The sequence below is a fragment of the Thermophagus sp. OGC60D27 genome (assembly GCF_052400625.1).
Lineage (GTDB): Bacteria > Bacteroidota > Bacteroidia > Bacteroidales > Marinilabiliaceae > Thermophagus.
The window spans coordinates 132,405-150,021 of record NZ_JBQTGH010000007.1; the positions used below are offsets into that span (position 1 = coordinate 132,405).

15 protein-coding genes are annotated in these 17,617 nt (G+C 42.0%); 4 read left to right on the forward strand and 11 right to left on the reverse strand.

Going from position 1 to position 17,617, the window contains the following annotated elements; translation table 11 throughout:
- Window positions 1-11: 11 nt before the first annotated feature.
- The 4 genes from ACT29H_RS10165 to ACT29H_RS10180 form a co-directional block, all read right to left on the reverse strand.
- Window positions 12-1,130: an ABC transporter permease gene (locus tag ACT29H_RS10165; protein ID WP_444821519.1), complete on the reverse strand. Its 1,119-nt coding sequence runs from the start codon at window positions 1,128-1,130 to the stop codon at window positions 12-14.
- On the reverse strand, window positions 1,123-1,755 hold the full coding sequence (locus ACT29H_RS10170; RefSeq protein WP_444821520.1) for an ABC-type transport auxiliary lipoprotein family protein: 633 nt from the start codon (window positions 1,753-1,755) through the stop codon (window positions 1,123-1,125). The genes ACT29H_RS10165 and ACT29H_RS10170 overlap by 8 nt, the downstream gene beginning before the upstream one ends.
- 174 nt (window positions 1,756-1,929) lie before the next feature.
- Window positions 1,930-2,934 carry an MlaD family protein gene (locus ACT29H_RS10175; protein ID WP_444821521.1) on the reverse strand — a complete coding sequence of 335 codons (1,005 nt, stop codon included), beginning with the start codon at window positions 2,932-2,934 and terminating at the stop codon, window positions 1,930-1,932.
- Between the two features lie 534 nt (window positions 2,935-3,468).
- Complete coding sequence (locus ACT29H_RS10180; protein ID WP_444821522.1) at window positions 3,469-5,628, reverse strand: elongation factor G; 2,160 nt, start codon at window positions 5,626-5,628, stop codon at window positions 3,469-3,471.
- Window positions 5,629-5,948: 320 nt separating this feature from the next.
- On the opposite strand from ACT29H_RS10180, the gene ACT29H_RS10185 reads away from it, so the two are divergent.
- Window positions 5,949-6,299 carry a DUF190 domain-containing protein gene (locus tag ACT29H_RS10185; protein WP_444821523.1) on the forward strand — a complete coding sequence of 117 codons (351 nt, stop codon included), beginning with the start codon at window positions 5,949-5,951 and terminating at the stop codon, window positions 6,297-6,299.
- Here the strand turns inward: ACT29H_RS10185 and ACT29H_RS10190 are convergent.
- From ACT29H_RS10190 to mutY, 6 genes are all read right to left on the reverse strand, one after another.
- Entirely contained in the window at window positions 6,290-7,024 is a 735-nt protein-coding gene (locus tag ACT29H_RS10190) for a geranylgeranylglyceryl/heptaprenylglyceryl phosphate synthase (protein ID WP_444821524.1), read from the reverse strand. The two genes, ACT29H_RS10185 and ACT29H_RS10190, sit on opposite strands and share 10 nt — an antisense overlap.
- A 70-nt stretch (window positions 7,025-7,094) precedes the next feature.
- The gene (locus ACT29H_RS10195) at window positions 7,095-7,730 is read right to left on the reverse strand and encodes a 4'-phosphopantetheinyl transferase family protein (RefSeq protein WP_444821525.1); all 636 of its coding nucleotides are present in this window, start codon (window positions 7,728-7,730) and stop codon (window positions 7,095-7,097) included.
- Window positions 7,731-7,858: 128 nt separating this feature from the next.
- Window positions 7,859-8,452 (reverse strand): gliding motility lipoprotein GldD, encoded by a 594-nt coding sequence (gldD, locus tag ACT29H_RS10200; RefSeq protein WP_444821526.1) that lies wholly within the window; start codon window positions 8,450-8,452, stop codon window positions 7,859-7,861.
- Window positions 8,449-9,777 (reverse strand): gliding motility-associated protein GldE, encoded by a 1,329-nt coding sequence (gene gldE, locus ACT29H_RS10205; RefSeq protein WP_444821527.1) that lies wholly within the window; start codon window positions 9,775-9,777, stop codon window positions 8,449-8,451. The genes gldD and gldE overlap by 4 nt, the downstream gene beginning before the upstream one ends.
- Window positions 9,778-9,801: 24 nt before the next feature.
- Window positions 9,802-10,296 carry a single-stranded DNA-binding protein gene (locus ACT29H_RS10210; RefSeq protein ID WP_444821528.1) on the reverse strand — a complete coding sequence of 165 codons (495 nt, stop codon included), beginning with the start codon at window positions 10,294-10,296 and terminating at the stop codon, window positions 9,802-9,804.
- A gap of 101 nt (window positions 10,297-10,397) precedes the next feature.
- The gene (gene mutY / locus ACT29H_RS10215) at window positions 10,398-11,450 is read right to left on the reverse strand and encodes an A/G-specific adenine glycosylase (protein WP_444821529.1); all 1,053 of its coding nucleotides are present in this window, start codon (window positions 11,448-11,450) and stop codon (window positions 10,398-10,400) included.
- A 122-nt stretch (window positions 11,451-11,572) separates the two neighbouring features.
- On the opposite strand from mutY, the gene ACT29H_RS10220 reads away from it, so the two are divergent.
- Together ACT29H_RS10220 and ACT29H_RS10225 are read left to right on the forward strand one after the other, a co-directional pair.
- A complete protein-coding gene (locus ACT29H_RS10220) occupies window positions 11,573-11,857 on the forward strand; it encodes an HU family DNA-binding protein (protein WP_444821530.1) in 285 nt (94 codons plus the stop codon).
- Window positions 11,858-12,098: 241 nt separating this feature from the next.
- Window positions 12,099-13,658: an Rne/Rng family ribonuclease gene (locus tag ACT29H_RS10225; RefSeq protein WP_444821531.1), complete on the forward strand. Its 1,560-nt coding sequence runs from the start codon at window positions 12,099-12,101 to the stop codon at window positions 13,656-13,658.
- Between the two features lie 362 nt (window positions 13,659-14,020).
- Here the strand turns inward: ACT29H_RS10225 and ACT29H_RS10230 are convergent, their stop codons facing one another.
- Window positions 14,021-14,308, reverse strand: coding sequence for a hypothetical protein (locus tag ACT29H_RS10230; protein ID WP_444821532.1), 288 nt, complete (start codon window positions 14,306-14,308; stop codon window positions 14,021-14,023).
- Between the two features lie 263 nt (window positions 14,309-14,571).
- On the opposite strand from ACT29H_RS10230, the gene ACT29H_RS10235 reads away from it, so the two are divergent.
- A complete protein-coding gene (locus ACT29H_RS10235; RefSeq protein WP_444821533.1) occupies window positions 14,572-17,559 on the forward strand; it encodes a PEP/pyruvate-binding domain-containing protein in 2,988 nt (995 codons plus the stop codon).
- Window positions 17,560-17,617: the final 58 nt, after the last annotated feature.

Genomic DNA, 17,617 nt, shown 5'->3' on the forward strand with positions numbered 1-17,617 from the left:
GCTATTACAGATCAGTAAAAAATGATTCCCAAAATAAGATCAGCTATTATGACCAAAGAGATAGCTGCAACGACGGCACTGGTGGTGGATTTGCCGACACCTTCTGCTCCTTCTTTTACCTTAAAACCAAAAAAAGTCCCGGTAATAACTATTATGAATGCGAATACCAGACTTTTAATGATGCCAGTTAAAATATCTTTTTGGAAAAGGACTTCCGGCATTCGGTTGAAGAATATAGAAGGTGTAATGTCCAGATAAAGGTTGGCTGCCACCGCTCCTCCAAAAATGCCAGCCATACAAGCAAGTAGGGTCAGAAAGGGTAGAGTGATCAAGCTGCCATATATTTTGGGTACGACCACAAATCGAATAGGATTGAGCCCCATGGTTCGCAGGGCATCTATTTCCGCAGTTACTTTCATGGTGGCAATTTCGGCTGCGATCGAGGAGCCGCTCCTGCCGGCAACCATAATGGCCGTTATGAGCGGGCCCATCTCAGCCATCATGGCGATGACTGTCAGATCAACAATATAAATATTCGCTCCAAAATTTTGGAGTTGGAAAGATGATTGCAACGCCAATACTAATCCAATAATGAAAGCCATTGCCATGACAATGGGGACGGCATTGACCCCTATAGAAACGGCTTGGTTTACAAGATCTCCTTTCCTTCTTTGTTTTTTATGAAATAGATCTTTGACAGACCAATAAAGAGTGTCCGAAACCAGATATAAAAAGGAAATTACATAATCGTTGAGGAAGCGGTGGGTTTTAGCGCCCAGCAGATAAAAAAATCCTTCTTTCTTCGCAAAAGTTGGTTCGGTTTTAGGAACAACAGGCTGAAACAGGTCCATCTTATTTCTTACGGTTTCTCCTAAGTTTTTAACTCGCACAGTGATATTTAATTCTTCAGCTATTTGAGTTACCCGATGGATGGCTTGAGCCCCTGCACTGTCCACATCTTTGAGGTTTGAAAGATCAACGGTAAAGGCAGCATCGGTGCTTTCTCTGAAGAGCATCTCTATCTGCCGTAAAAAAGGGACCGTGTTTTTAAATGTTAGATTCTCATTTATCTTTATCATATCCCCTTCCAGAGAAAAAATGTCCGAAATTTTTGTCTTTTTTTTAGTCACCTGCTTCCCTGTTTGAAAGTTTATCTTTTATTTTTAATGAAAAATTGTTGAGCTCTTCATAAAACAAATCACTAATACTTGCCGCCATGAGATTTAAATCTCCCTTTTCAAGTTGAGACTGACGATTGGCAAAATGAGAAATAATGGTTTCTTCGGATTGAGCGTTTGTTAACTCAAACCGGACTTCCAGGTGTGCAGTGAATTTTTTTTTGTTCTCGGCCGGAGCTACTTCTATTCTGTAAATAGTTGTTTGGATGCGGTATTGTGGGGTATGTTTCCAAAAACGATCCGATACTTTTAAAAAGAGATTTTTGGAAGTCATAAAATCAATGATGATGGGCGTTAGGATATCTTTGGGTTGTACCGCCCATTCATGTTCTTCAAAATATCTAATTTGATGAGAGTCATCTCGAAATACGATTTTCCTGGTGGCGTAGGCTGGATAAACAACCACATCTTCCACTTCACAACGAGCATTAAAAAGGATCGTGTCTTTCACAAACGGCGTTCTTACGGTATCCGGTTGCTCCAGTGTATAGTATTTCCTTATCACGGTTTTTTGCGATCCGCATCCTGCCATAAGGAAGACTGTTATTAGGAGTATAAATAATAATTTCTGTCTCATTCTTCTGAAATTTACTTTAACTTTTGTTGCCAGCGTTTCCCCGAACAAGCCGAGCTTACCTGAATTTTATATGGGTGCTCGGAAATACCGGAATAAGTCTTTTCTATATTTATGTTTATCCATTTTAGTATTTTATAAATCTATTCTTTGAATATGTTTTTGAGAATTATAATGTTAATTCGCAAATTTATCGTCGGGTAAATTTCTGGTTTTACTCTTCCGAATGAGAACCGACGGATTATTATTAATTTTTCTGGATGCTTCTTCCAAATTGCGAAGCGTTGACTGAAGCATTTCCTGATTTTTAAGAAAGTCCTTGCTTCCTTTGTTAATGTCATCGTCCACCTTGAGCAGTAACTCTTTTGTTTGTCGTGCAACGCCTGCAAGGTCTTCAATAAGTTGACTGATGTCGGAATCTTTTAGCTTTTGCGTTATTGATTTCGTGTTGCCTATAATATCGTTAATAGAATCGCTCTGAACCAGAAGGTTTATCCTTTCAGCAGCATGACTAAGAGGGCCGGTTACTTCGAGAATGGATTCGCTGATTGTATTAACGTTTTCTATGGTGGTGCTTAAGTTTTGTTTGTTTTGAGAAATGAGCGTGTCTAACTGTAAGACAGCTCTATCGGCATCTTGCGCCAACTTATTGAACTTTTGGATGGTTTTTGTTATTTGCGCCAAGGTGTCGGGGTGGGTAAAGAGCTGAAGATTATTCAGAACAGCTTCCGCTTTTTTGGCGATTACTTCTGCTCGTCCGGTTATTTCAGAAGCTAAAGAGGAGCCTGGCTGAATGTTAGATCCCGGACTTAAAAGCTTCGCTTCATTCGTGCCGCCACGTATTTCAATGGCCTTCATGCCGGTAATCCCCAATGACACAATATCTGCTTTAGCATCTTCTTTTATTGGAGTCCCCGGTTTGAGAGATAACTCCACAATAACGCTAGTAATGTCCTGCGGATTGATACGGATGTCGGATATGGTACCAACTTTAATCCCCAGGTATTTTACAGGACTGCCCATCTCCATGCCGCTTACTGAAATATCTCGAAAAGACACATAATAAGTGTCAGACTTTCTAAAAAGTTCCCGTGCCGTGAAATACACAATTAAAAACAGCAAAACACTGGTGCCTGTTACTATGAATATTCCTAGTCTTATATTTTTTGAGCGGTTTTTCATCAGTATAAAATTAGGTTAAATCATTGGTCTGATGGAATTCGCATGACAGTGATTTTTCCATTCTCTTTTGTGACAAACCTACATTGTCATGCTCATTTCACCCGTATAGAATTATTTGTATTCAAGGTACGAAATATCTGCACAAACTGTCAGCCCCCCTATGGTGCAAATTTAAGTATGATTGTAATGTTAAACACGAAACTTGTCATTCTTGAAATGTTTGATCACAAGTGTCTGAATGTTTTTACCCATTTTGGTCTAGACCAATGGAATTAGGTTTAAAGATTATTCTATTTAATGCTTGTAAGGTTGATTTTCCAGAAGTTACATGGTTTTAATTAATGCGTTTTATTCTCAAAAAGATGAGCCCTTCATGGAAAAGTTTTCTTGTTAGCTCGTGTCATTGTTTTGTTGAGGCGGTTTTTAATTGATCATTGAAAATCACTTAAGATTATATTTATTATTAGAGATGCTCAAAATGAACAAAAAAGGGCTGCTAAAATGTGGCAGCCCTTTATGGTGAAAAGGAAGTTTTTAATCTTCTTTTTTAGTTTCGGCTTCGTAGGCCGCCAGAAGCTCTTGCTGAATTTCGGGCGGAACTTTGTCGTATTTGCTGAACTTCATACTGTAAAAGGCCCTACCACCGGTAAGAGAACTCAGTGATGTAGAGTATTTGTTCATTTCTTTCAATGGCACTTTCGCTCTGATTACTTCAAACCCTTTTTCGCTGTTCATTCCTTCAATGATAGCTCGTCTTCCCTGCAAATCGCTCATTACATCACCCATCCGATCGGAAGGTACGCGTACTTCTACATCATAGATGGGTTCCAGAATTTTGGGGCCAGCTTCCTTAAAGGCTTGACTGAAAGCATTTCTTCCGGCCAGTTTAAAGCTAATTTCATTAGAATCGACCGGGTGCATCTTCCCATCGTAAACGCACACCCTGATGTCTCTAGCATAGGAGCCGGTGAGTGGTCCTTCCTCCATTTTTTCCATCAACCCTTTCAGTATGGCAGGCATAAAGCGGCTGTCGATGGATCCTCCGACAATGCAATTGCAAAAGACCAATTTACCACCCCAAGGGAGTTCTACTTCTTCTTTATTTCTAACATTAACCTTGTATTCCTGTCCGTTGAATTTGTAGATTGAAGGATCCGGCATGCCATCATAGTATGGTTCAATAATGAGATGTACTTCCCCAAATTGGCCGGCCCCTCCGGATTGCTTTTTATGGCGGTAATCAGCTCTGGCTTGTTTGGTGATGGTCTCCCGATAAGGTATTTTGGGACGAAGAAATTCTATGGGCAGCTTGTCATTATTTTCAATCCGCCACTTCATGGTGTTGAGATGGAATTCACCTTGTCCGGAAACAATTATCTGCTTCAGTTCTTTGGAATATTCTATGACAATGGTTGGATCTTCTTCATGTATCCGCTGCAATATTTCTCCAAGGCGTTCATCATCACTTTCATTGACGGGTTTGACAGCAGTTCGGTATTTAGGCTCCGGATATTTTATGGGGTCGAAAACATAGTTACATCCTTTTTCATTAAGGGTATGATTGGTTTTTGTCTCTTTCAGTTTGACGGTTGCTCCGATGTCCCCTGCCTGAAGGGTTTCCACTTTATGTCTGGTGTTACCGGCTACACAATAGAGTTGGGAGAGTCGCTCTTTGGTTTCACGCGACATATTCATCAGATCCATGCCTTCGCTGACCTTCCCCGACATCACTTTAAAAAAGCTGACTTCACCAAGGTGAGGTTCAATGCTGGTTTTAAAAACAAAAATGGAGGCCGGTCCATTGGGGTCGCAAGAAACATCAACGCCTTGATTGGTCTTTTTGGGGGGCATTTGTGAAACGAGAGGGATGATGTTGCCTAAAAATTCCATCATGCGACGGACACCCATATCTTTGGCTGCCGATACACAAAACAGCGGAAAAAGATCACGGGCAACGAGGCCTTTGCGGATGCCGCGACGCATTTCTTCTTCATCAAGGGTTCCTTTATCAAAGAACAACTCCATCAGATCTTCATCGTTTTCGGCTGCCGCCTCAACCAGTTCGTTATGAAGTTTTTCCGCTTTCTCTTTCTCTTCGTCCGGGATGTCCAGTACTTCCGGGACGCCACCATCCGGACCCCATTTATACATTTTCATCTTTAAGACATCAACCAGCGCATCGAAACCGGGTCCCACATTAAGCGGATACTGGACAATCACAACTTTATGCCCAAAGGTTTCACGGGCTGTTTCCAGCACCATATCAAAGTTGGCTTTTTCATGGTCCAGTTGGTTGACAACAAAAATCACCGGTTTGTTGTAGGTCTCAGTATACCTGAACAGGTTTTCTGTTCCAACTTCCACGCCTTGCGAAGCATTGAGCACCATCAAAGCGGTGTCGGTGACGTTGAGGGCGGTAATGGCACCGTTGATAAAGTCGTCGGCTCCGGGGGCATCTATGAAATTGAGCTTTTTACCTTCCCATTCTGTAAATAGTACAGACGAAAAAACCGAGTAGCCATATTCATGCTCTACCCGGTGATAATCCGATATGGTATTTTGGTTTTCAATCGTTCCCCGGCGATTGATAACACCACCCTCGAAGAGCATTGCCTCTGCAAGGGTGGTTTTGCCCGAGCCGCTGCTTCCAAGCAGCGATATGTTTTTGATTTGGTCGGCCTGATATACTTTCATGATAGTATAATTTTAAAAAAGGTTGATAAAATAAGTTAAAAAAGGGTTGACCGTAAAATTAATAAATCCTCAACAAGATACAAGTCGCCGACTTATTTTTCTGTTCCAAAATTTTTCATTTTAAAAGTACCCTTCCCAATAGATGTAATCATTTTCTCATTGTTAAATGAAAATTGAAATTGTCATTTAAGTTATGTAAATTGATTGATCGTTAGTTGACTGAATGATTAAGTTTTGAAAGTCCGGACCATCTCATCTTAAGTGGAATCATTAGAAGTTGGGTCTGTTTTATTTAAATGATTACTTAAACAATAGAATCAATGAAGCTTTCGGGCCAGGCAAAAAAATTGATTATTATCGTTGGAGAATCGGACATGGTTTACCAACGACCATTATATGAGGCCATCATATATGCCGCGAAGAAGTATAAAATTGCCGGAGCTACCATAACAAAAGGAGTTCTATCTTATGGGCACGACAATATGTTGCATTGCAGTAAAATTTTTTCTTTGACGGATGATTTACCAATGGTGATTGCATTGGTAGATGTGGGTAAACGCCTTTCGGACTTCGCAGGGATTGCAAGCCGACTGATGGATAAAGCCGGAGTCGGGGGATTCATTTTTATGGAAGATGTGGATGTGCTCAGGTATGGAAAAAGTTATGATTGACGGGTTATTGCCATCAACGATTGGAGCAGGTACGGATCCGTTTCCAGTACGTTTCCTACTACCACTATATCGGCCCCGCTACTTAATGCAGTCTTAAGTTTCTCTTCGTTGTTTATGCCTCCGCCAATCATGAGTGGTATTTGTATGGTTGATTTTACTTTATTAATCATGTCAGGCGGAACCGGATTAAGCGCACCGCTGCCGGCATCCAGATAGATCAGTTGAAGACCTAACATTTCTCCTGCCAGAGCGGTGGAGGCTGCTATGTCTGATTTTTCTGATGGAATGGGACGTGTTTGGCTAATATATTCTACCGAGGTGGGAATACCACCATCAATTAACAGATAACCGGTTGGAATGGCTTCCAATCCTTTCTCCTTTATAATGGGAGCTGATATCACATGTGCGCCGATGAGTAGTTCCGGATTTCTGCCTGAAATCATGGTGAGAAATAGCAGTGCATCGGCCGAATAGGATAATTGAATGGGATGCCCCGGATAAAGGACGACCGGAATATCGGTGTTGTTTTTCAGATACTTCACCGTTTCATCGGCCGAGTGTCTTATCAGACTGCCGCCAACCAAAATTAAATGTGGCCTGTACAAATTGATCAATTGGGTTTGTTGAATAAGTTTCTCGCCCCTGCATTTATCCGGATCAATTAGTAAGGCAAGCATCTTTTTATGGGCGCGGATGTGGTCCTTTATGTAATTGTGAATCTTCAATTTCTGCTATTTGAATGGTTTTTATATAGCAAATATATGAAGTTTAAAACGAATCGTTTGTAATCAATTACTATTTTGTCCAAACCAAAAAATAATTTTTTTCTATGCGGTAATGGATTTGAAATTGTTGTTTTCTAGAGGGGGTCTTTAGAGTGGCTTTCAGAACTCCCTGATCGCCATCAGGGTGGAAGGTTGAAATGATTATTTGATCTTTGAATATCAGTCCCGGAATTCCGACTGCTTTGTAGATCGCTTCTTTGGCGCACCAAATAAGGCCTATTTGAAGATCGGAATAAGGTTCGCTAATAAACGCCTTTTCTTTTTCGTTTAGAAAACGATCCGATACTTTACGGATGCGATCGGAAGGGTATTCTATATCTACGCCCGGGATCGTTTCTTCAGATAAAACAATCGCTGCATAATCCTTAGTATGAGAAATGCTGATGTGTTCATGGCAGCCTTTTATATAGGGTTGTCCGTTTTCTTTATATGCCGTAGCCGGATAAAGACCTGTTAGGTGATGGATTAAGACTCTTGATGCCAGCCATTCCATTCGTCTGGGGGGATGAGAAATTTTCTGGAGAAAATCAGCTTCCTCTTTTCGAAAGGGAGGAAGGAGATTGAGTAGGTCTTGCTCTGTTTCTGTAATTTCCCATACTGCAACTCTCGGATGGGAAAAATCCGTTGTATCAAATACTAGGGCCATTGTTTTTAGTGGGTTTCTATATTTTTATCTTTGAAGTTATGGCAACCGTCTGCTTGAGTGCGAAAAGAAGCATCCGGTATGTATAAATGTCCGTCGATTCAGACCGGATTGAATGGTCGATGGTTCGTTTAAAAGTCCGGGGAGGTCTGCCAGGAAATGGTTTCTACTAAGTGTGTAATGTCTTCCTTTAGGAAATTCAGCACCGGAGCGATGGAGTCTTTGTTGGGTATCACATCAAAATAAAGAGATCCGCGAAGAAAGTGTTTGCTGCTGTCGGTGACAAAAAATTGTATGGGCGATGCGGTGTTCCCTTTTATTTCATATAAAATGCCATACACTTTTTTTTCCGGAGATTCAAAAAGATGCTCTTTGATGGCATCTGCTTTAACGGTGTGTTTAAATACCAGTTCTCTATTATCTTCCAGCAATTGATATAGGTTTTGGTCTATGGATTTATAGCTGAAATGTACCTGTGCTTTAAATTGAGGAAATTTTAGGTTGATCCAATAAGGTTCGTTGTAGCCCTTGTGGGGAACTATTTTAGAATAGACCGGATGATCAAAACGATAGGGAAGAAGTGTATCAATGGTGATATATTCTTTTTTGGGTAGGGTAATTCGGAAGTAACCTCTTGGTTTTGGAGGATAAGTTTTGCTGCAGGCAACCACCAGAAAGATCACTAAAAGCACAACCCATGATTTGAAAACTAAACTCTTTCTCATGATTTTCCCTTTTGAATAAATTTGATTTTTTTTATTCGTCTTTTATCGGCTGCCAAGATATTGAATTTATAAGGACCTATTTCAATAACCTCATGTTTTTCAGGAATAACACCCTTTATTTCAAGGAGGAGGCCTGCCAGAGTTTCGGCTTCGCCCTTTACTTTTTCAAAAACTTTTTCGTCAATTTCCGTGATGCGAAAAAAATCTTTCAGGAGTGTTTTCCCTTCAAAGGCCAGCGACCCGTCAGGCAAAACCGAATAAAAATCTTCTTCTTCATCCAATTCATCGCTGATTTCTCCAACAATCTCTTCCAGAATGTCTTCGAGGGTGATAATCCCCGACGTGCCACCGTATTCATCCACCACTATGGCCATGTGAATTTTGTTGGCCTGAAACTCCGTGAGGAGATCATTGATCCTTTTGGTTTCAGGGACATAATAGGCGGGTCGGATCAGCTTTTGCCATTGAAACGTGTTATCCTTCCCCAGATGAGGTAATAGATCCTTTACATATAACAGACCTTTCACATTGTCCGGGGTCTCTTCAAAAACCGGAATGCGCGAGTAGCCTGATTCCACAATGACTGAGAGCACCTTGTTGAAGTCGTTTTTTATCTCAAGATCGGTGACATCTACCCTGGCCGTCATAATTTCTGCGGCATTGATGTTCCCGAAAGTTACAATGCTTTTCAATATTTGCTTCTCCTCAAATACTTCATCACCGGTCAGATCGAGGGCATCTGATATGTCGTCAAGCGAGAGGTTTTTTATTTTCTGGGCAGCTTTGTTTTTGACATATTCGGATGATTTGACCAAAAGCATGCTTGCCGGTTTGAGGACCTTTACCGCTGTCTTTAGGACCGACGATGCCCTGGAGGCAAATTTGCGCGGCGAGTGCCCTGCCAGAACTTTGGGAAATATTTCACCAAAAAAGAGAATGATGCTTGTGATAATTACAACATCAAAAATGAATTTCAGCGTGGTGTTGTCACCGAACGTTAACAGACCGGAAGAGATATAGGCCGAAAGAATTACGATGCCAACATTGATGAAATTGTTGAGAATGAGAATGGTGGCCAAAAGCAACTCGGGATTTTCCAGATGCTTGATGACCTGTTGGCTTCGTTTGGAGTTTTCTGTTCTAAAATGGTCGATGTCGTCCGGCTTCAAAGAAAAAAAGGCGACTTCCGACCCTGATACAAAGGCTGATCCACCCAATAATAATAGGGTAGCGATGGCCGCAACAATAATGTCCGTTGTTGGTGGGTGAAACAGCAGGTTGGTAGCCCCCATTGAAAAATGTGACAGAAATAAATAAGGTTCCAAGGAATAACTATTTATTCAATTTACTTAAAATGGCAAATCGTCCGCTTCTTCCGAAGAATCCTCATTTCCGGCGCTAAATCCTTCATCATTGACGGGGCCTCCCGTCGATTGCGCGGCTGTATGGGATGTGGGTGCGGCAGGTGAAGATGCCGGACTTGACGAGGGCGTGTTGCCGGCGCCCGGATTATCTGATTTTCTGCCTAGCAGTTTTAATGTGTCAACGATAATTTCCGTGATGTACTTGGTCACGCCATCCTGTTCATAGGATCGTGTATGGAGCTTCCCTTCAATATATAACTGAGTTCCTTTTTTTATATAGGCTTCAGCGACTTTGACAAGACCTCTGCGAACGGTGATGTTGTGCCATTCCGTTCGTTCGGGGATCTGCCTTCCGTCTCTGGTGGTAAACCCCGGTTCGGTGGTCGCCAAGGGAAAATTGGCGACACCTTCATTGTTGTCGAAATATCTTACTTCGGGATCTTTCCCTACATTTCCTACTAAAATAACTTTGTTTATCATTGTTGACAGGTTTTTGGCATTCTAATCAGCTAAAGTACTAACTTTTGATAGTGTTTCATAATTTTAGGAAGGGGAATTTTTTAGGATGTTAATTTTCAGGACTAAATTAATATGGATAGATTTTTTTGGAGGATTTGAGGTAAGGGGAATTCAGCGATTTCTTTATTGTTTACCACCACTGTCCGGGTTTGATTGATGGTTTTGGGTAAAGGCCTGTTTTTGGGCCAGTTCACTTTGTAGAACAGGGTGTTGAGCTCCTGGTGCGTGAGCAAATGCTTGGCGTGATGTATCTTTTGAATTTTTAGGGTGTCCGAAAAGATTTGTTGCACCTGCTCCTGGATGTGGAGAATGGGAACTTTCTTGCCGGTCTCAATGACGGGAAATTGATACAGGCCTTTCCAAATATCGTCGGAAGTTCTTTTTTGTAGGATGGTGTATCCTTGTTCGGAAATGATCAGGAAATGAAGCCATCTTTTTTTTCTGGATATTTTTTTACTTTTTACGGGAAATTGGGCTTGTTGTCCGATGGCAGCAGCCTCGCACATTGAAGATACCGGACATTCATGGCATCGTGGAGAGGTCGGTTTGCAGATCAAGGCCCCCAAATCCATTAAGGCCTGATTGTGCGTCCCCGGATCGTTAACGTCTAACAGTTTGTGGGCCAACTTTTCAAAATGTTTTTTGCCTTCGGAGGTGTCGATGGGGAGAGCAATGGCAAACACTCTGGAAAGAACCCGATAAACATTGCCGTCAACCACCGGTTTGGGTTCCCCAAACGCAATGGAGGCAATGGCCGCAGCAGTGTATGGACCAATTCCGCGGAGTTTTAATAAATTTTCGTATGTTTGTGGAAATAAGCCATTTTGTTTCAGAACGATGGTTTGGGCTGCCGCATGCAAATTGCGGGCCCGTGAATAATAACCCAATCCCTGCCAGTGTTTCATGATCTGGCGCTCGGAGGCAGCGGCCAGTGTCCGGACGTCCGGAAATGAGCAGATGAAACGCTGATAATAGTTTAGACCTTGCTTGACTTGTGTTTGCTGAAGAATGACTTCTGAAATCCATATTTTATAAGGATCAGCGGTTTCACGCCAGGGGAGTTTTCTGCCATGCAATTGGTACCATTCTCTGATTTTTGATGCGAAGCAAGTCATTATTAAAAATTTATGCAAAAATAGGGGTTTTGTTTTTTTTCTTATGGAATTCCTTTATCTTTGCACACTGAAATTTAAAATTGACTTCTAATTAGTTGATAATTAAATAATTTTACAAAGAGATGACAAAGGCTGATATTGTTAATGAGATTTCGAAGAATACTGGAATTGAGAAGGTTACAGTTCAGAAAACTGTTGAAGCCTTCATGGAAACAGTAAAAGGGAACCTCGTGAAAGGTAAGAATGTATATCTGAGAGGATTTGGTAGTTTCATCGTGAAGAAGCGTGCAGAAAAGACTGCTCGTAACATTTCAAAAAATACTACTATTATTATTCCCGAGCATTTCATTCCTTCGTTCAAACCTTCCAAGAGTTTTGTAACGAAAGTGAAAAATAACGTGAAGTAAAGATGTTTAACTTGTTAAATCAAATGTGCTATGCCTAGCGGAAAAAAAAGAAAACGGCATAAGATGTCAACACATAAAAGAAAAAAGAGACTGCGCAAAAATCGTCATAAAAAGAAGAAGTAGTCTTTTAATTTCTTTAGTTTAGGTATTACAAGAACAAATGGCCTTTGTGCTGTTTGTTCTTTTGTTGTACTTGTTAAGTCGTTCTTTGAAATAGTGGTAATTTAATTTAATTCGTATTGTGAGTGCAGAACTATTTGTAGATGTAACTCCCGGCGAACTTGTCATTGCTTTGCTTGAAGATAAGCGTCTTGTTGAATTAAGACGGGAACCGAGCAATGTCAAATTTGCAGTTGGCGATATTTATTTGGGTAAAGTGAAAAAAATTATGCCCGGATTAAATGCTGCGTTTGTGGATGTAGGGTATGAGAAAGATGCTTTTTTGCATTACCTCGATTTGGGGCCTCAGTTTCTCAGTCTTAATAAATACCTCAAACAGGCTAAAGCCAAAAAGGGAAGTGTCTCTTTGCACAAATTCAAACCGGAAAACGACATTAATAAAAACGGAACCATCGCCGAAGTATTAACAGGTGGGCAGGAAGTGCTTGTTCAGGTAGCCAAAGAGCCCATTTCTACAAAAGGGCCCAGACTAACTTCAGAGATTTCCATTGCTGGCCGAAACCTTATTCTTATTCCTTTCTCTGATCGGGTATCGGTAAGTCAGAAAATTAATTCTCCAGAGGAAAGAAGTCGTTTGAAACGGTTGTTGCTTAGTATTAAGCCCAAAAATTACGGAATTATTATCCGTACCGTAGCGGAAGGTAAAAGAGTTGCTGAATTGGACAAAGAGCTTCGTACCCTCGTAAAACGTTGGGAAGAAGCCATGGCCAGAATTCGGGACGTCAAAATACCCGGTCTTGTATTGGGTGAAATTGGTCGAACCTCTGCTATTTTAAGAGATTTGCTGAATCCTTCTTTTCATTCCGTATTTATCAACGATATGGATATCTTTAAGGAAGTGCAGGAATATGTTGAACTTATTGCCCCGGGTAAAGAGAAAATTGTCAAACTTTACCGTGGAAATGCACCCCTTTTCGATCAGTATGGAATAGAAAAGCAGATTAAAACGCTTTTTGGGCGGACCGTTTCATTTAAAAGCGGAGCTTATCTGATTATTGAACATACAGAAGCTTTGCATGTCATTGATGTTAACAGCGGGAACCGTTCGCGTTCGGCATCAGATCAGGAAACCAATGCTGTAGAGGTTAACCTTGCTGCAGCAGAAGAAATTGCAAGACAATTAAGGCTTAGAGATATGGGAGGCATTATTGTGGTCGATTTTATCGACATGCAAACTGCCGAGCACCGTCAGCTGGTTTATGAAAAAATGAAACAAGCTATGGATGCCGACAGAACCAAACACAATATTTTGCCACTCAGTAAATTTGGACTGATGCAAATAACCCGGCAACGGGTGCGGCCCGAAATGCATATTGATACTAGCGAAAAGTGTCCGGTTTGCAATGGAAAAGGTAAAATCACACCTTCTCTACTTTTTGCCGATACTTTGAATGACAAGATCCGGTTTGTTGTGCAAGAGTTGAAAAAGAAAAAATTGACCTTATGGGTTCATCCTTATGTTTATTCCTACCTTAAACATGGGTTTCCATCACAAATCTTAAAATGGAAATTCGATCTTGGTTTTGGAATTAAGGTAAAACCATCCGATTCTCTTTCATTCTTGGAATACAAGTTTGTTGACGATACAAAAAAGAAGCAGATTGTACACCCCGGTGTGTAATTATATATATGCTTTCTGATACTATTGGATTTTACTTGTGTTTTAATAATGAAAATAAAAAAGCCATTTCTTCTTCCGAAGGAATGGCTTTTTTTGTGCCTGAAAAGGACTATTCAAGAACCTGCGTTGGGCACGCCGGCAGCTTTTAAACTCGCCCTTCGGTGTTTACAGGTTCGCTTGACGATATGAGGTGGCGGCGGGCGGTGTTGATGCCGTCCCGGCGGTTCATCACCGCTCCTGGCGGATGGGTGGGGCGTCCTGGCGGGTTACGACCCCTCCTGGCCAGTTCGTTCCCTCTCCTGGCGGTATTGCAACCCTTCCTGGCCGCCAGGAACGACAATGGTTACGCCAGGAAAGGTCACCTAACCGCCAGGAAAGAAAAAATATGCGCCAGGAGGGGGGATGGATGGCCAGCGCCAGGCACCAGGTTGCCAGTGAGGGGCAGTCTTGCGCCAGCGCCGGGATAAAAATGCCGGGACGGCTTCCAAAATCGGCAGGAGCGGTGTTTTTGTGCCGCGATTAGGTGTTTCATGGCGGGAACCCATATTATGGGCCGGGAACAATTTTCTGTCCAATTCAAATTTTATGATTTCAACGAGCATGCTGCTGTTGTCCTCAAATAGAACCGATACAAGCTTTAAAATGAGCATGTGAGCGCCATTGGGCCATTGGATTGGAGCCATCGTATACCGATGGAAGAGGTGGAGGAAGCACTGGCTCGACTTTTGTTTTTTCCGCAAAATCTGCTACCTTGTTTTAGGTTTTAAACCATTACCCGTTTAACGCTTTGAAATGAGCATGGCACTTTAGGAATGTTACCATCTGTCCTTGTCCTTTCCGGCAAAGAGTATGTGTGAAAAACAGGAGTCATGCGAGTTTCATCAGACCAATAAATGAGATAAATTTTATACGGATGAACCAAGGAAGTGACTACGTTGAGCTTTCCAAAATCTATAAACGTAAAAAGACCGATCAGGATATCTTTCAGGAGTTGATGTCCTTTAAAGTAACCGAAGTTTTGTTGGTTGCAACCTATTATGATTCTTATTCTATTGTGAGGGAGGGTCGTTTTTTCGATAAGATATTTGGGGAATATCTTCAGCTCAATCTTTTTTCTGCGCCACGGATTACCAGTGTTGCCACTTATGAGGAAGCGATGCTGTTAATTGAAGAGCGTAAGTTTGACATGGTTATTCTGATGGCCGGTCTCGATAAACAAATGCCCATCACTCTGAGTCAGGAAATACACCGGTCATGCCCCTCACTGCCGGTTCTTTTAATGGTCAACAACAATGAAGATCTTAAATACTTTGATGAGTCGTCGGCATTGGGTGGAAGCATCGATAAAGTATTTGTTTGGAATGGCGATTCCCGAGTCTTTTTGGCCATGATTAAATATGTGGAAGATAAGCTCAATACAGCCAACGACGTTAAGGTGGGCGATGTTCGTATCATTCTTCTGGTGGAAGATTCTCAGCGCTACTATTCGCGCTATCTCCCCATGTTGTATTCCATCATAATGATCCAAACCCAGAATATTTTGGCGGAGGAAACTTCCGACCAGACCCATAAAATATTAAAAATGAGGGTGCGTCCCAAAGTGTTGTTGGTGAGCACCTATGAGGAAGCCGTGGAGATTGTTGATCAATACCTTGATAACCTGATTTGCGTAATTTCCGACGTAAAATATATGCGCGACGGACAGCCGGACGAAAATGCCGGTGTGGATCTGATCAGTTATGTGAAAAGTAAGATTAATATTCCCACTCTTTTACAATCGTCCGACCCTGAAAATGCCCAAAAAGCAGAGATGGTGGGGGCCGATTTTATCGATAAAAATTCCGATACCCTGAGTATGGATTTGTATAATTTTATCCATCAAAAGCTTGGGTTTGGAAATTTTGTATTTACCAATTCGCGGGGCATTACTCTGGCTACTGCCAAAAATTTGAAAGAGTTTATCAGTTGTCTGAAAGAAATACCGGCCGAGTCGTTGCTCTATCATGCCCGCCGAAATGGGATCTCTACCTGGTTGATGGCCCGTGGTGAAATCTCCATCGCCAAGCGGTTGCGGCCCTATCGGATCGAGGATTTTGAAAGCACGACAAAGTTACGTCAGAAGATTCTGGACATTTTCGAGGAAGCCCGTCTCGAGCGTTTGAGAGGTCGCGTTGTGCAATTCGATCCTGCCTTGGTGAAAAACGACCGCTTTGTGATGCGCATTGGAGACGGCTCGTTTGGCGGCAAAGGGCGAGGGTTGGCTTTTCTCAGCAACTTTATTGAAAATATCGATTTTCTCTCTATCGTTCCCGATCTGAATATTAAGATACCGCCCACCACAATTATCGGCGCGGGCGAGTTTTCGGTCTTCTTGGAAAAGAATCATCTCTTGGAAACCATTTATGAGGAAACGGATTTTGAAGACCTACAGCACCGTTTTTTGTCAGCCACTCTTAGCGATGAGGTAGAATGCAAGTTGCGTCAATATATCGAATGTATGGAAGCGCCGCTAGCCGTTCGATCATCCGGTCTTTTTGAAGACAGTCTTTTACAACCTTTTGCCGGAGTGTTTTCAACCTATGTGCTTCCCAACAATGATCCCAATCCGGAGGTTCGGTTCAGCCAGCTTGCTTCGGCCGTGAAACTGGTGTATGCTTCCATCTTTAGTCCGACGGCAAGAGCCTATTTCGAAGCGGTACACTATAAGATCGATGAAGAGAAGATGGCTGTAATTATTCAGCAATTGGTTGGACAAAAAGCGCATAATCGTTACTACCCTCACGTCAGCGGAGTGGCTCAGTCGTTTAACTATTATCCCTTTTCTTATATGAAGCCCGAAGATGGGTTTGCCGTCATCGGCGTGGGGCTCGGAAAATATGTGGTGGGGGGCGAGCGAGCCTGGCGGTTTTGCCCTCGCTATCCGGGTCTGGAACTTAGTTCGTTGGGCGATCAGATTAAGGATTCCCAGCAATATTTCTACGCTGTGGATATGGAAAAGGAAAATGTCGATTTTTTAAAAGACGGGGAAGATGCTTTTCTCAGCAAATTGGATATTAGCGAGGCTGAGGAAGATGGTAATCTGAAGCACTGTGCCAGTGTGTATGATATAAATAATGACCGATTGGTGAATGATTTCTCAATACGAGGCCCCAGAGTGCTCAATTTTGCAGATATTTTAAAATACGACATGGTTCCGCTTCCCCGAACGCTGGATACTCTTTTGCGGTATTTTCGGGAAGCGATGGGGGCTCCGGTCGAAATAGAGTTTGCCCTGGACCTGGATCCGGGCGACAGAGGAAAACCTACTCTTTGGCTTCTTCAAATCAAACCTCTCATTCGGCTGGAAAAACATATGGAGGTCGACTTTTCAGAAGTGGAGCAGAAACGCGTGATCATAAAATCGGAGAAGGGCATGGGAAATGGTCGGTATGATCATATAAAGGATGTGGTTTTTATGAATGTGGAAAAATTTGACCGTACCAAAACAGGTGAAATGGCTAAAGAGGTGGCCATGATGAATAAAAAGATGGAAAAAGAAGGGCTCGAATATGTTTTGATCGGTCCGGGGCGGTGGGGTACCAGAGACCCGTCGACCGGAATACCTGTTTTTTGGTCGCAAATATCACAGGCCCGGGTTATTGTAGAAATGGGCCTTCCCGACTTCCCGCTGGATGCATCTCTGGGATCTCATTTTTTTCATAATGTGACCTCGTTGAATATTGGTTATTTTTCGGTGTTGGCGAAAAATAAAAATGAGTTTGTAGATCTGGATTTCCTGAAAAAACAGCAAGTAATTGAAGATACCCGTTACTTTAAACATATTCGTTTGGAACAGCCCTTAACCATTTTGATGGATGGGAAACAACAAAAAGCTGTGGTGATGTGGAATGAGGAGAATTAGATCGGGAATTGAATAGATGGGGTATTGGGGGTGTCTTTGGGAATCGCACCAAATTAAA